The following is a 15,586-nucleotide window of genomic DNA, read 5'->3' on the forward strand; positions in this document are numbered from 1 at the left end:
CAAACGTCAGTTTTCTGTTTCAGACACCCAGTACTGGGTACAAACTATTAAAATGAAACAAATCAGAGCAAGAGCAAAAAGTCCCCACATCAAGCCAGTCGCAGTCGTTGTATGACCACTGGAGAAAAACCATAATATAATAGCTGCCCCGGCCATTTTGAGTGCCCCCTGCAAAGCGCTACCCGTTCCTGATAATTCAGGATGACCATATAAACTTATCCCGAGTAATAAAGGGGAAGATAGCCCACACCCCAACCCTATCGCAAAACTATAAATAATGATGAAGCCAATTGATAATATCTGAGTGAAGTGAATAAAAATGAGCGCTATTACCGTGAATGACAGTAATAATGGCAAAGATATTTTAAGAATATATTCGGGTGTAGCGTGTGATAACCCTTTTTTGTTAACAATGAGCCTATTACAATTCCAGCAGAATAGATTATAAACAGATATCCGTTCTGTGATGACGATAACCCAAATTGGGTCTGGAATACGAAAGGACTAGCAGTAAAATAACCAATGGTTAATGGCAAACAAGACAGCAGAGACAACACTGTATACAACAAAATTAACATTTGATAATAAAATCCGAAAACCAGCCAGTCTACCATTGCTATTTGGTCTCATCGGAGATGTTTCCGGCAGTGTCATTTTGACAAAAATCGCACCTAACAACATCATGATGGCTAGCGCGATAAAATTAAATTTCCACGGCAGATACTCAGTAATATAGCCCCCAATAATGGGGGCAAAAGCAGGAGAAACTTGTGATGCCATAGAAAAAATTGCCAGTGATTTTGATAATTCCGTTTTATCCCTAAAAGTATCACTGAGTATTGCTCTACTAATAACTGGGCATCCACCTGCGCCAATTCCCGTCAGGAGTCTGAATAATGAGAGTGTGTGAAATGATTCTGCGGTAGAAGTTAGATAGTTACCAACAGCAGAAAATAATAAGGAAAATATGATTACAGGAATACGCCCGTATTTATCAGAAAGTGGGCCATAAAAAATCTGAGATACTGCAAAACCAAGGAGATAATAAACAACCAAGCTCTGTGCCTGATTGTCTGTTATTGCGAGCGCCATTTTTATAATGGGAAGTGCTGGATTATAGAGGTCTATAGAAAACAATCCGAGTACTAAGATAACGCACGAGTTGATGATAATTAGCTTTGATTTCATGCCATTGCTCCTTTCATACAAGAGGGAGTATTTTTATGCGTCCGTTGTATTCCTTATTTGGTGTAGCGTGTTGGCTATCACATTTGATTTCAATCAAAAAAGGAGCGTTTTGCTGCATAATCCCGGCTAGGCACTCCTGTAATTGTTCAGGAGAATTCACGCAAAAGCTATTTACCCCTAATCCCTTAGCCAGTTGACACCAATCATAATTAGGAATTTTCGTTAGATCTGCTCTGTTATCTTTATTATTAAAGTAGCTTGCGGAATAAGAGGCATTGTTGGAGACAATAAAAAGTATATTACGATGGTATTTTGATGCAGTGGCTAATTCCATTCCCTGCATTAACATACAACCATCACCTGTGATCACCATACATTTCCTGTCCGGTGCTGCGAAGCTAGCGCCTATTCCGGCTGGAATACTCCAGCCCATAGGCCCGAGTGTCGTAGCGGATAAGTATGCTTCAGGTCTGCGGGCGACCCAATAATGACCAAAGAATGAACGATGCGCGCCAGAGTCTACACTGACAATTCCATTTTCTGGAAAATGTTCTTGGAGAATATTGATATAGGATGCGGGGTGTCTTTTTGCATCACCTGTTGCACTAAAATCAATAGGAAAATATTTGGGAACGGTACTGAGGTCTTTTACCCATTTTTCCCGTGTTAGGCATCCAGATATGAGCGTGTTATGGTAGTACTCGCCAAGAGTGTCTAGAAAAGCACTACTATTTGCAGTAATCCCACAAGTAATATCAAGGTATTTACCAAGATATTCAGGATTTGTATCAACCTGAATAGTTCTACCAGAAAGTTGTAATTCTGGAGACCAGAGCATTGTACTCCATTGGGTTGTATCTACCCCCAATAAAATAATGCCCTCCAATCCCGGATCTTTAAATGCTTCAATAGCTCTGGGGCTACCTGAATAACCATAAATACCGAGCGACAGAGGATGATCCTCTGGAAATATCCCTTTACCACTAAGTGTTGTTGCTACTGGAAAATGATACTTTTCTGCAAATGCTAACAACATATCAGCAGTTTCAGATGTTTTACTACGTAACCCCGCGAGAATAATGCAATTATGATTTTTTCTTATTAATTGTTCAAGTTTAGGTGAACATATTTTATTAATATCTACTGGGCGATTTTTCCAGGAATCAGAAACAGTTGAACTAATATCGGGGCGGTTTCCATCATATTCGTTTAAAATTTCCTTACTTACTCCCAGATACACTGGACCTCTTTCAATTCCTTTCATTGCCCTGAGTGATTCTCTCAGAAACCGACTGATTGATTGACCAGCTTTAGCTTCAAATGTTGCACGAGTTACTGGAGAAAAAATCACTTGTTGATTAATCCCAGATTGGGTACTGTCCTGTAAAACATTGTGCATTTCCATTGTCGATGAAATTTGTCCAGCTAAAAGTAAAACAGGGAAATTATCTGTATAGGCAGAAGCTATACCTGTCAGAGTATTCGTAACACCGGGACCACCAATGACCAGACATATACCAAAATTGTCAGAGACACGGGCATGTCCTTCTGCCATATAAGCAGCCCCCGTTTCACAGGCGGTAACTACTGGGGCAGGAAAAACATCTAATACTGAATCATTATCTTTCGGGTAGCATTTCATGAATGCGTTTATGAGTTTGCCTGGCACCATGAAGAGATGAGACGCACCTAACTGGCGTAGTTGCCTCAATATATGAGATGCTCCACTTTCTTTCTGCTTATGATCTAAATATGTCATAGTTCATAGCCCTATAAAGTGTATATTTTGTGTTTTCATTATTTCTAATGAATCTTGATGAAATGAGTCCGGGTATCGAACATTAGGCATATCTGCAAAATAAGGTTTCGGACTTTTGGGCAAATAATCGGAAACATGCATACTATGTTGTGCACGATCCCGAAGATATTGTAGGTATAGTTCATTATGTTGCTCTGATGCAGAAACTGTCCACTGTAACGCTAATTTTGTGTTGTCAGGCACTTTATCAGGATAAGTACTTCTGTGAGTTATTCTATTATCCCAAAGAACGAGATCACCAGCCTTACTCATGATCACTTTTTCGTATGCTTGCGGAGTATTTAGCATATTCTTCACAGTGGTTTGATTCAGTCGATGAGAAAAAGGGATTAATGTTATTCCTCCTCCATAATCAGGATCATTATCCTGCAAATATATAGCACATTGCATAAATTGTAATGGTGCATCTGGATTGATTACCTCATTCGATAAAAAATACGCATCATTGTGCCAAGGGATATAAACACTCTCCCGAATAGTAAAATTAGGAAATAAAGAAAAAGATTTCCTAAAAATTTCCTTGATAACTGTAACTGATTTATCATCCAAAATAGCATGAAATACTTCAGTGTTTTTTAATATATCTGTTGGCAAAAGAGTAGAAAGATTATTTATTTTTTATGTTTCTGTATAAAAATTCCTGATAATTTCAATTTCTTCTTTTTCTATTGCTTCAGGTATTACAACATAGCCCATTTCGTGTATTTTTTCCTTGACATTCATATTGATAACCTTATCTAAATTAATAAACCGATTCTGATTGGAAAATCATTTCTTCGAACGTAATACCAAGTTGCTCAAATTCTTTAAAGAAAGAAGGGAATGAACAATGAACATCTTCATAACCATCAATAAAATTAGCTTGTTGGCAACGTAATGATGCTACAAATAAGGACATAAAAATACGATGATCCCCCCAACTGGAAAGCCTGCAATTTCCTGAATAGGATGGTGCTCCATGAATTTCAAAACCATCATAAACACCATTTATAATCAAAGGCTGAATGTTGACACCCAACTTTTGTAATTCTTGTACCATTGCTTTTATTCTTGGTGATTTGTGAAGGCGGGTAATATACCCGTCATCTTTCAAGTTGCCTCTTTATTGGCTGCACTCACTCACCCCGGTCACATAGTTTGCTATGCTCCCGGGGACTCGCTCCCTTGCCGTCGCGATGCATCTTGAAATCCATAGGGTATATATGATGAAAGAAACTTTATTTTTTAAAAAGGGTTGTCAACGGCTTGTGAGTTATTAAGCTGTTAAACTTGGTTAAAACCATCGTCTTTAACAAAACCTGTGGACTTCTCCCTCCTGAATGCTAATTGTGAGTAAAACGCGTTTTTAATATTAGGGGAAAGAGGGATAGCAAACAGCTCGAAGAATTGTCATTTCGTTGGGCGTTCTTGTTTCTTGATGTATGTTGGCGAGAGCAAGTCACGCAGTACATTCAAAACCAGTAAGGGTAATGCCTTGTCGAAATTTCCTTCCCGCCTTTATGCTGGCGGGAGTATCCTTTTAAGGAAAAAATAACGGCATTCAGTTCACTTTGGGAATACTTTTTATTGTTTTCCGCTATTGTTTACCATAACGAAACTCAGGTGAGAGTTTACTTATCCCAAGCCCATTAATTTTTTTCACTTTAATTTGCACGGGTATCCGCTCTTTCATGGCTTCGATGTGGCTGATGACTCCAATGGTTTTACCGGAAGCATTTAAATGATCCAGTGCATCAAGAGCAATATCAAGGGTTTCTGGATCAAGTGTGCCAAAGCCTTCATCCAAGAACAGTGAGTCAATACTGGTTTTATTGCTGACTAAATCAGATAGCGCTAAAGCCAAGGCGAGGCTGACCAGAAAACTTTCGCCACCGGAAAGCGTTTTGGTATCACGAATAGCATCGGCTTGCCAGGTATCAATCACTTGTAGTTCAAGACCATCACTGTTTTTACGTTGCAAATCGTAGCGTCCGTGCAATTTTTTCAGCCGTTGATTGGCGAGATGAACCAAATGATCCAGTGTTAATCCTTGAGCAAAGCGACGGAATTTAGCGCCATCAGCCGAACCAATCAGATTATTAAGATAACTCCAGTCATCATAATTTTGTTGGCAATGGCTGATCTCTTCCAATAAGGATTTTTGCTGTTGACGGCGTATTGCATCATTACCAAGCAGGTTTTTCAGCTCTCCTTGTTGTAAGGTGTTTCTTTTTAGCTCATCAGTAATGTTTTCCAACTGTTCGGTCAGTTGTGATTTTGTATATTGATTAAGTAACTCAGGGCGATTTTTCCGATGTTGTTGCAGAGTTTCTGCTGCTTTCTGACATAGGGCGTTGGCTTGTATCTGTTGTTGTTCAAGCTGTTCTTTGAGTTGTTGCAATTCCTTACGTTGCTCTTGCGATAATAGCGCCGATTCAACGGCATGCTGATCGGCAAATGGGCTCTTTGCTAATGCAGCATTGAAGTTTTGTTCTGCCTGCTGTTTTTGTTGCTCAGACTGGTTGTAGTTTTTTTCTGTCTCATTAATGGCGCCGGTCAGTTGGCTAATATTGGATTGTGCCTGTTGCAGATGTGATTGTGACTGTTTGTACGCTTCTTCCAGTTGTTGAGATTGTTGTTGTAATGCCTGAGTGATGTCCGTAACAGATTGCTTACCAAATAGTTGTTGGCGCTGTTGTTGTGCTTCTGCGAGTTGCTGTTTCTGCTGCTGTGCTGTTTGATTAAGCCCATTTAAACGGCATACATATTCTTCTTTCTGTTTATGCAATGATTCAATCTGATTTTGAATGACCGCTTCTTCTTTTTGGATCTGTTGCCAGTTTTCATGACAGTTTTGATATATCTGCCACTCCTCTCTACGTTGTTGCAGCCAGTTTTCAGTATCATTCAGCATTGGCAGGGATAAATTATATTGCTGTAATTCTGACGTCATTTTTTCGATGACATCAGTTAGTTTACACTGCTGTTGTTGTATCTCTGGCTGCAATTCAGATAAGTGTTTTTTCAGTACATTGTGTTGATGTTTACTCAGTTCAATATTTCGTTCAATTTCTTTAATGCGTTCTTGATGAACAGTCAGTGTTTTTTCTGTTTTTTGGTACGTTTTTTCTGTTAGTTCAAGTTCGGTTAATTGAGTCTGGCAAAGCTGATAAGCAGATTGGTTTTGTTGCACAAATAGTTCAAGAGCGGGTTTATCCGAAAGAGAAATTTCGATCTGTAATATTGCGCAGGTTTCCTGCCATTGTTGCGTTAATATATTCAATCGTGGTTCAGCATCAGCAATTTCTTGCAAAATATGGTCGTATTGTTGCTGTTGGAACTCTTTTTTATTAACCAATGATATTTTGGTGGCTTGCAGCGCTTCAAATTGCTGGCGTAAATCTTTTAACCGTTGTTCTGATTTTGGCAGTTCAATATTTTGATAATCCTGAATTGCAGGATGATGTTCAGCACCGCATAGTGGGCAAGGAGAACCTTCCTTGAGCTGTGCCCGCTCTTTTTCCAGACTGACAATCTTTTGTTCTAACTGAATACGTTGAGTAAGATCGGCTAAATGTTGCTGTTTGTCTGAGAGTTGTTTATCGATGGATTCAATTTGAACAGGAAGTTCCTTTAATAATTTTTTCGGTTGTTGTAAGCGAATATGATGGCTGGCAATAGCGGCTTGTAATTGCAAGATTTGCGGCGACAGGATCTCCAGTTTATGTTGCAGCGGTAGCTGTTCCTGATATTGAGTTAATTGTTTTTTTAATTTCTCTGGCGAATATTGTTTTTGCAGAGTAGAAAATTGTTGCTTGGCCTGCTCAAATGCCAATTCCAGCGGTTGGTTATTTTCAATTTGTTGTTTTAAGTCTTCCCTTTGTTTGTTCAGGTTATTGTTAAGTTGCGTGATTTCGGCAGTGAGCTTGCCAACTTTTTGCGTTTGGTGATCAATTTGTTGTTGGTGTTCTTGCCGCCAAGAGAATTGGTGTTGCCAAAAAGCCAGTTTTTCGCCGAAATATTGATGATAAGGTTGTTGCTCGAAATAATTTTCCAGTTGTTTTCTTTGATTGGTGAATGATAGGGCGCGCTGATTTGCTGTGTCATATTGTTGACAACGGTTTTCAAGCGCGGTTTTCTGCTCGTTGATTTGTTGCTGAGTAAGATTGAGCTCTTTAATCTGTACCGCAATTTGATGATCTAATGGAATCACCTGTTCTGTTATCAGCTTTTCTTGTTGTTGCCGGTGTTGTTGATACTCTGCTCTGGCAGAATCTGCATGAGTCACCTTTTGCTGTATCGGCGTGAGCGTCTGTTGTTGTTGATGAAGTTGCTGACGCATCTCCGCCAACTGTTTGCTGATTCTCTGATGTTCATATTGCGTTCGGTTTTTATCATCCAACAATGGGCGCAGTGTTTCTGCGGGTTCACTGCTAGCCAGTTTTTGCAGTTGCGGCTCTGCATGAGTAAGCGCTTTTTCTGCCTGCTGTAGGGAAGCGTTGTTTTCAGTAACAAGTTGCTCAAGTTCTTCCGCTTGTGTCAGCCATTGTGCCGAATGTTGTAATGTTTTTATCTGCTGATTGAGTTGTGATTCTGCATGGGTGAGTTGTTGCTGTTGTTCCAGATGTTGTTGATACTGCTCTGCCGTTAGCAAATCAATGGCGGACGCTTTGACTTGCAGAATATCCAGCTCTGACTGTGCTTGTTTATGTTGTTGGTAAATTTGTTGGGATAAAATTCCGTAAATTTCAGTGCCGGTTAACTCTTCCAATAAATCAGCCCGTTCGTTTGGCTGAGCATTGAGGAAAGCAGCGAAATCTCCTTGGGATAGCAATATGGATTTGGTGAAACGGCCGTAATCTAATCCAGTAATTTCAATGATTTTTTCTTTCTTGTCCTGGATTTTATCGGCCAGAATTTTACCACTGCTGCTAAGGGCGAGTTCCACTTTAGGGGCTTGCAGATTGCCATTGGGTTGATTACGCGCTCGCCGTTGGCTCCAGAAAGCACGATAAGCGACACCTTTCATTTCAAACTCCACTTCAGCCAATGATTCCGCAGTGTGTCGGGTCATCAGCTCATTTTGTGAGGTAGAAATCGTCAAGCGTGGGGTTTCGTGATAAAGCGCAAGGCAGATCGCATCCAATAAGGTGGTTTTACCCGCGCCGGTAGGACCGGTTATGGCGAACAAACCACTGCTGGCAAACGGTTCTGCTGTGAAATCAATTTTCCATTCACCTTGTAATGAATTGATGTTTTTTAGCCGTAGACTCAAAATCTTCATGCCTGCTCCTCCTTGTTTTTAGCCTGATAGATATCGTTCAGTGTTTGTTCGAAAAGGGTGGTCAGACGTTTTTTATGTTCTTCATCTTCGAGTGCTGATTGTGCAAGCCGTCGGGCAAAAACTTCGTTAACGCTAAGTTCTGTCAAAGTTTCTCTGTCTTCTTGTGCTAGCCTATTTTGTTGCTGTGTTTTACTACGTCGTAGCAGAATGACTTCGACAGGAAGCTCTGCAACCATTGATCGAATCCTTTTCTGGATATCATGGAGGTAATCTTGGGTTGCAACTTCAATATCCAGCCAGACGGGTTGTTCTCCTTGATAGTTATTAAAAGTTTGCAACTGTTGTTCAATGTGTTGCAGGTTACCCTTGATTAGTTGCATGGGCTGATATTGCGGAATGGATAAAAGCTTGATGGATTCCAGTTTGTCTTGAATAAATTCCACCAAACAAACACTTTTCTCTTGCCCGACTTCATCGAAACTAAGAGGAATAGGGGAGCCGCTGTAGCGAATATGTTCAGATTTAGCCACTATTTGTGGCCGGTGAATATGCCCAAGCGCAATATAGTCTACCGGCGGGAAAGCTTGCGCCGGGAAGGCATCCAATGTACCAATATAAATATCCCGCACCGAATCTGTAACAGTGGCGCCAACGGTCGTCAGATGCCCGGTAGCAATGATAGGTAAGGGCAAATTCAATTCATCACGTAATTCACATGCTCGCTGATAGAGTCGATGATAGTGTTCTGCAATAGCTTCTTGTAATACGAGTTGTTTTTGTTCTCCTGACTGACCAGCCTGGCTGATCATAATATCTCTTGGCCGCAGAAAAGGGACTGCACAAAGAATTGCACCGGTATTGCCTTGTTTGGTGGTGAGTACTTTTATCTGTTTTTGTTGATCTTTTTCTGCGTGAGCAATAACGGTGGTATTTAGGCAGGAAAGGAGTTCTTTTGATTCATTTAATGTTGCTACTGAATCATGGTTACCACCAAGGCTAATTAACTGACAGCCGGTCGGTTGTAGTTCAACGACAAAGCGATTATATAGTTCACGGGCATAGCTAGGCGGTGAGCCCGTGTCAAATACATCTCCGGCAACAATTAATGCATCGACCTGATAATGTTCAATCTGTTTAATCAGCCAGCGCAGAAAATGTTGATGTTCAGCAGCCCGGCTTTTTGTAAAAAAATATTGGCCAAGATGCCAGTCCGAAGTGTGAATAATACGCATATTTTCGCCGTCATTGGTTAAAGTGAAGCATGATTATAATCGCTATATTCTGGATGTCGCTTTTAAATCTGATTTCGTGAATATATCTTCGAGCGGCTTCGCATTCATTATGAAATATGACAATTGTTAAATTAATTATTGCGAAATCGATTGCAGATAGAGGATAACCAAGGCAGGATTTCATAAATTTGTCATAAAACTGACGCATAATGCTTTTTCAAACTAAGTAGCGTTTATCTCAATATATTAACGGGATTAATCATGGCAAGACGTATTCTGGTAGTTGAAGATGAAGCTCCGATTCGTGAGATGGTCTGTTTTGTTCTGGAAAAAAACGGGTATCAGCCGGTAGAAGCAGAGGATTATGATTCTGCGTTGGCATGTTTATCTGAACCATATCCTGATTTAGTGTTATTGGATTGGATGCTCCCCGGTGGTTCTGGTTTGCAGATAATTAAGCAGATGAAACGGAATAATAATATTCGCGATATTCCGGTGATGATGTTGACTGCCCGTGGTGAAGAGGAAGATCGGGTGCGTGGCCTCGAAGTTGGGGCAGATGACTATATCACTAAGCCTTTCTCTCCTAAAGAGCTGGTTGCCAGAGTTAAAGCGGTATTACGGCGTATTTCACCGATGGTCATGGAAGATATCATTGAAATGGATGGTTTGGTTTTGGATTCAACGTCCCATCGGGTGACCAGCCAGGATAAAGCACTGGATATGGGGCCGACGGAATTTAAATTACTGCACTTTTTTATGACTCACCCTGAGCGAGTCTATAGCCGTGAACAGTTGCTTAATTATGTTTGGGGAGCAAATGTTTATGTTGAAGATAGAACTGTTGATGTTCATATTCGCCGTTTACGTAAAGTATTAGAGATTGGCGGCCATGATAAAATGGTGCAGACCGTTCGTGGTACGGGCTATCGTTTTTCTACCCGTTACTAAGTCTACGCACCGGAGAATCTAATGTGTTAGAACGTTTATCTTGGAAAAAACTGGTTTCAGAACTGTTTCTCTTTTGTTTGCCTGCGGTAATTCTGTCGATATTTATTGGTCATTTGTCCTGGTGTTTATTTGTTTCGGTATTTTTGGTGCTGATATGGCATGGTTATAACTTGCTGAAACTTTCGAATTGGCTATGGTTGGATCGCAGTATGTTGCCACCGTCGGGGAGAGGAGGGTGGGAGCCAATTTTCTATGGTATTCACCAGATGCAGCAACGGAATCGAAAGCGGCGTCGTGAGCTGGCGCTGTTGATCAAACGGTTTCGTAGCGGGGCGGAATCATTACCCGATGCTATTGTGATGATGACAACGGAAGGTAATATTTTCTGGTGTAATCGTTTAGCACAACATTTACTCGGTTTTCGTTGGCCTGAAGACAACGGACAGCATATTTTTAATTTACTTCGCTACCCTGATTTTAGCCGATATATCCTTTCCAGGGATTTTTCGCGCCCTTTATCCATTGAATTAAATAATGGGTTCGCTGTTGAGTTCCGGGTGATGCCTTATTCTGAGGGGCAATTCTTAATGGTTGCCAGAGATGTGACTCAGAAGCGAACACTGGAAAATGCCCGTCGTGACTTTTTTGCCAATGTTAGTCATGAAATGCGCACCCCTCTAACCGTCTTGCAGGGTTATTTGGAAGTGATGCAGGATCAGGCAGAGGATAGTTCGCTAAATAAGAAAGCGTTGAATACGATGCAGGAGCAAACCCGGAGGCTGGACGGTTTGGTGAAACAATTGTTGCAACTGTCTAAAATTGAAGTCGCTCCCCAAATTGATATGAATGAAGTCGTTGATGTGCCTTTGATGCTTAAAGTATTGCGTCAGGAAGCCACTGCGCTAGGTAGTGAATGTTATAAGATTAATTTTGATATTGGTGAAGGCTTAAAAGTGTTCGGTAATGAAGAGCTGCTTCGCAGTGCAATGTCGAATTTGGTTTATAACGCGGTTAACCATACTCCTAAAGGGACTCAAATTGATGTCAGTTGGAAAAAGAATTCCCATGGTGCTGAATTTACAGTGAAAGATAATGGGCAAGGTATCAGCGCTGAACATCTACCTCGTTTGACCGAACGTTTTTATCGAGTAGATAAAGCGCGTTCCAGACAAACTGGAGGAAGTGGTCTCGGTCTTGCGATTGTTAAACATGCCTTACATCATCACCATTCTCATCTTAAAGTTTCCAGCGAAATAGGCAAAGGAACGATCTTTAGTTTTACTTTACCGGCAGGATTGATTGTACCTGTCAAAATAACCAGCAGAAGAGATAGGAATAGTTTGATTAACAGTAATAATTAATCTTCGTAATTGATTATTATTTTTTCAGGTTAAAAAAAACGCAAATCATATAGTGTTTATTCAATGATAGCTAACAGCAATCACTAGTTTTGAAAAAGAGTGCGGCATATACTTCTGCATTCTGGTTTATCTATTGCCTTCTGGCGCTATAAAAGTTTTACTTGTGGGCAGTTGTTGGCGATTCTATCTATCATGACCACTATAATCTGTCTTCAACAGATACCTGGTGAATATTATTTTGATAATAAATCGTTAAATTAGGGTTCAATATTGTCAATATGGGCTTAACTATTGATGATATTTATATTATTCAGGCCATTAAATATGGTAACAAAACATTAATAATCATTATGACACATCGTTTATCATCTAAGGATATTTGGGCATTAGGGTTTATGACTTTTGCTCTGTTTGTCGGGGCGGGAAATATTATTTTTCCCCCTATGGTGGGGTTACAATCAGGTGAATATGTTTGGCTAGCAGCATTAGGCTTTCTAGCGACGGCGGTTGGTTTACCCGTCATTACAATCATCGCATTGGCAAAAGTTGGCGGTGGTATTGAAGAGCTGAGTTCACCTATTGGTAGAGTTGCTGGTTTGCTGCTTGCGACAGTTTGTTATTTGGCTGTTGGTCCTTTATTCGCTATCCCACGGACCGCAACTGTCTCTTTTGAAGTAGGCATTGCCCCGCTTACCAGTAACGGTGAGTTACCCCTGTTTATCTACAGTCTTATTTATTTTGTGTTGGTAATTGCTGTTTCTCTTTACCCAGGCCGTTTGCTTGATACTGTCGGGCATGTGTTAGCGCCTATCAAGATGTTGGCGCTAGGTATACTTGGTGTTGCTGCTTTACTTTGGCCTGCCGGTGATTCAATTCCAGCGATTGATGTTTATCAGCAAATCCCATTCTCCAGTGGTTTCGTCAATGGTTACCTGACAATGGATACGCTGGGTGCGATGGTTTTTGGGATTGTCATCGTTAACGCAGCGCGTTCAAGAGGCGTTGCCGCATCTTCATTATTGACCCGTTATGCGATGTGGGCAGGTTTTATTGCCGGCTTTGGTCTGATACTGGTTTATCTATCGCTGTTCAAATTAGGCGCTGGTAGTGGATCGTTAGTGCCTCATGCAGAAAATGGTGCGGTCATTTTGCATGCCTATGTTCATCATACTTTTGGTGGTGTCGGCAGTATTTTCCTGGCTGTGTTGATTTTTGTCGCCTGTATGGTGACTGCGGTTGGATTAACTTGTGCATGTGCTGAGTTTTTTAGCCGTTATCTGCCCCTGTCTTATCGTTCACTGGTTTTGATCCTTGGAGGATTCTCCATGTTGACTTCTAACCTTGGTTTGAGTCATTTGATTAAGATTTCTATACCGGTACTGACAGCTATTTATCCACCTTGTATCGTTCTGATTGTGTTGAGTTTTACGCTGTGCTGGTGGCACAATTTTACCCGTATTTTAGCTCCGGTAATGTTAATTAGTCTGATGTTTGGTATTTTGGATGCGATTAAGTCATCTGAAGCACTGGTTTATTTGTTGCCAAATTGGGCAACACGTTTACCACTGGCGGATCAAGGGTTGGCTTGGTTAGCACCATCCCTGTTGGTTTTAGTTGTGGCTGGTATTTATGACCGCGTTTTAGGGCGCTCTGGTACCCGCGAGACTCAAATGCATCAGTGATGATGTTTGTTTCTCTGACTGTTTGCCATCGTCAGATGTTCAGGGAGAGTATGGGATGGGGTTCCTGAAAAAAGGATATCCCATCCCGATATTGCCTACACAGATTAGCTATTTTTTTAGTTGTTGGTCATTAGTAACCAATGGCTGCACCGGCCGGGCGTCGGACATCATTGGCGCCATAAAAATGGTTTTCACGCACTTGACCAGATACGGCTGCATCATTGCCGGAAGAATTAGCAGCAGCGTCAGCGGTTTTAGGTAAACCAACCATAATCACTTCAGCAGCGCCCCATGGTATCTGCTCCACCATTTTATATCCCATTTTTTCTAGCAAATTCAACGAGTCTTTAGAAATACCACGTTGTTCATAATAAACTTCATCGGGTAACCATTGGTGATGAATACGGGGGCTATTGACCGCTTCTTGAGGAGACATACCGTGATCAATAATGTTTAAGGCGGTTTGCAGGGTAATAGAGATAATACGGGAGCCGCCGGGTGAACCCAGAACAAGGAATGTCTTATTGTCTTTTGTGACAAGTGTCGGGCTCATTGAGGATAATGGGCGCTTACCGGGGGCAATAGAGTTAGTCGCACCTTGAACGAGACCATAAAGATTCTTTTCACCAATTTTAGTGGTGAAATCATCCATCTCATCATTGAGGAAGAAACCTGTTCCGGGGGCGATGACGACAGCACCAAAAAGTCCATTGATAGTATAGGTAGTTGAAACTGCATTACCTTCTTTGTCGACAATGGAGTAGTGTGTGGTTTCTGGTTTCTCGTGGGGTCCAATACCCGGCTGAACATTCTCCGATAATGTTGCTTTACCTGGTTCTATTTTTTTACGTAAAGATTCAGCATAGTGTTTACTCAGTAAGCGATCGATTGGATTTTTAATAAATTCTGGATCACCAAGGTAAGTATTTCTGTCCATGTAGGCATGGCGCATGGCTTCTGTCAATGTGTGAATATAATTAGCCGAGTTGAATCCCATTTCTTTGAGGTTATAACCTTCCAAAATATTCAGAATTTCACACATGGTTACTCCGCCTGAACTCGGTGGCGGGGAAGAGATAAATTTATAACCGCGATAGTGACAGGTGACGGGGGTTGTTTCTGAAATTTTATAATTGGCAAAATCGGCTTCGGTAATAATGCCGCCGGATTTTTTAGCGGCTTCGGCGACCAGTTTAGGAATATTTCCGTGATAAAAAGCTTCTTGCCCTTTTTTAGCAATTAACTCTAACGTATTTGCCAGATCGGTTTGTATTAATCTATCTCCCGGTTGATAAGGAGAGCCATCTTTGCGTAGGAAGATACGAGCTGCTTCTGGATCTTTGCGGAAACGCTTGATTGTGGTGTCCAGAATATCGGTATCTGCACGGGTCAGTATAAAGCCTTCTCGTGCCAGCTTAATTGCAGGTGCCATGACTTGTTCACGGCTCAATTTGCCATATTTTTTTAGGGTGCTGTCTAACCCCATCACGGTTCCGGGCACACCGGCCGCTCGGTAGCCATATAAACTGGCTCCTTTAATAACATTACCTTCTTTATCCAGATACATATCGGCACTTGCTGCACTTGGCGCGGTTTCGCGGAAGTTAATAAAAGTATCGGTACCATCGGCTAAATGAATTGTCATAAAGCCACCACCACCGATATTGCCACAACATGGATTGACAACGGCTTGGGCATAGCCAACAGCAACCGCTGCATCAACCGCATTTCCACCCATTTTGAGGATATCCACACCAACTTGTGAAGCAAGATGTTGGGCTGAAACGACCATACCATTTTTGGCTTCAACAGCCGGTTCCGAAGCGGCATAAAGGTGGAACGAGACGAGCAGGGATATTATTGCCAGCGGTGTTTTCCATGTTTTCAACATATTGTAAGCTCCTGTCTTTTGGCGAGGTTATTTTTGTCGGTGTAATGACTTGTTTTATTTACACGGATTTTAATGTTAAACAATTGTAAATTTAATTGTAAGTGGTGATAGTTATCGGGAATAGGGGGTTTTTGTGCGCAAGGTGGCAAAACGAGGAATTTCAGTGAAAAAAAACCAGCCGGAATAATCGGCTGGCCTA

10 protein-coding genes are annotated in these 15,586 nt (G+C 41.2%); 3 read left to right on the forward strand and 7 right to left on the reverse strand.

Annotation, left to right across the window (positions count from 1 at the left end; translation table 11 throughout):
• Positions 1-504: 504 nt before the first annotated feature.
• The 6 genes from LG003_RS16360 to sbcD all read right to left on the reverse strand — a co-directional run bounded on the left by LG003_RS16360 (position 505) and on the right by sbcD (position 9,502).
• Positions 505-1,188: an MFS transporter gene (locus LG003_RS16360; protein WP_262981177.1), complete on the reverse strand. Its 684-nt coding sequence runs from the start codon at positions 1,186-1,188 to the stop codon at positions 505-507.
• A 13-nt stretch (positions 1,189-1,201) separates the two neighbouring features.
• The gene (locus LG003_RS16365; protein ID WP_262981178.1) at positions 1,202-2,947 is read right to left on the reverse strand and encodes a thiamine pyrophosphate-binding protein; all 1,746 of its coding nucleotides are present in this window, start codon (positions 2,945-2,947) and stop codon (positions 1,202-1,204) included.
• A 3-nt stretch (positions 2,948-2,950) separates the two neighbouring features.
• Complete coding sequence (locus LG003_RS16370; protein ID WP_262981179.1) at positions 2,951-3,601, reverse strand: phytanoyl-CoA dioxygenase family protein; 651 nt, start codon at positions 3,599-3,601, stop codon at positions 2,951-2,953.
• A gap of 148 nt (positions 3,602-3,749) precedes the next feature.
• Positions 3,750-4,100, reverse strand: coding sequence for a hypothetical protein (locus tag LG003_RS16375; RefSeq protein ID WP_240000869.1), 351 nt, complete (start codon positions 4,098-4,100; stop codon positions 3,750-3,752).
• Between the two features lie 483 nt (positions 4,101-4,583).
• Positions 4,584-8,270, reverse strand: coding sequence for an AAA family ATPase (locus LG003_RS16380; RefSeq protein ID WP_112879377.1), 3,687 nt, complete (start codon positions 8,268-8,270; stop codon positions 4,584-4,586).
• Positions 8,267-9,502: an exonuclease subunit SbcD gene (sbcD, locus tag LG003_RS16385; protein ID WP_112879376.1), complete on the reverse strand. Its 1,236-nt coding sequence runs from the start codon at positions 9,500-9,502 to the stop codon at positions 8,267-8,269. The genes LG003_RS16380 and sbcD overlap by 4 nt, the downstream gene beginning before the upstream one ends.
• A 261-nt stretch (positions 9,503-9,763) precedes the next feature.
• Between sbcD and phoB the strand changes: the two genes are divergently transcribed.
• From phoB to brnQ, 3 genes are all read left to right on the forward strand, one after another.
• On the forward strand, positions 9,764-10,453 hold the full coding sequence (gene phoB, locus LG003_RS16390) for a phosphate regulon transcriptional regulator PhoB (RefSeq protein WP_112879375.1): 690 nt from the start codon (positions 9,764-9,766) through the stop codon (positions 10,451-10,453).
• Between the two features lie 23 nt (positions 10,454-10,476).
• Positions 10,477-11,814, forward strand: a complete 1,338-nt coding sequence (gene phoR, locus LG003_RS16395; RefSeq protein WP_112894592.1) for a phosphate regulon sensor histidine kinase PhoR — start codon at positions 10,477-10,479, stop codon at positions 11,812-11,814.
• A gap of 350 nt (positions 11,815-12,164) precedes the next feature.
• Positions 12,165-13,496 (forward strand): branched-chain amino acid transport system II carrier protein, encoded by a 1,332-nt coding sequence (brnQ, locus tag LG003_RS16400; RefSeq protein WP_112879381.1) that lies wholly within the window; start codon positions 12,165-12,167, stop codon positions 13,494-13,496.
• A gap of 130 nt (positions 13,497-13,626) precedes the next feature.
• On the opposite strand, the gene ggt is transcribed toward brnQ, so the two are convergent.
• Positions 13,627-15,387: a gamma-glutamyltransferase gene (gene ggt / locus LG003_RS16405; RefSeq protein WP_262981180.1), complete on the reverse strand. Its 1,761-nt coding sequence runs from the start codon at positions 15,385-15,387 to the stop codon at positions 13,627-13,629.
• Positions 15,388-15,586: the final 199 nt, after the last annotated feature.

It is taken from the genome of Photorhabdus kleinii, from assembly GCF_025384885.1.
In the GTDB taxonomy this organism is placed as follows: Bacteria; Pseudomonadota; Gammaproteobacteria; order Enterobacterales; family Enterobacteriaceae; genus Photorhabdus; species Photorhabdus kayaii.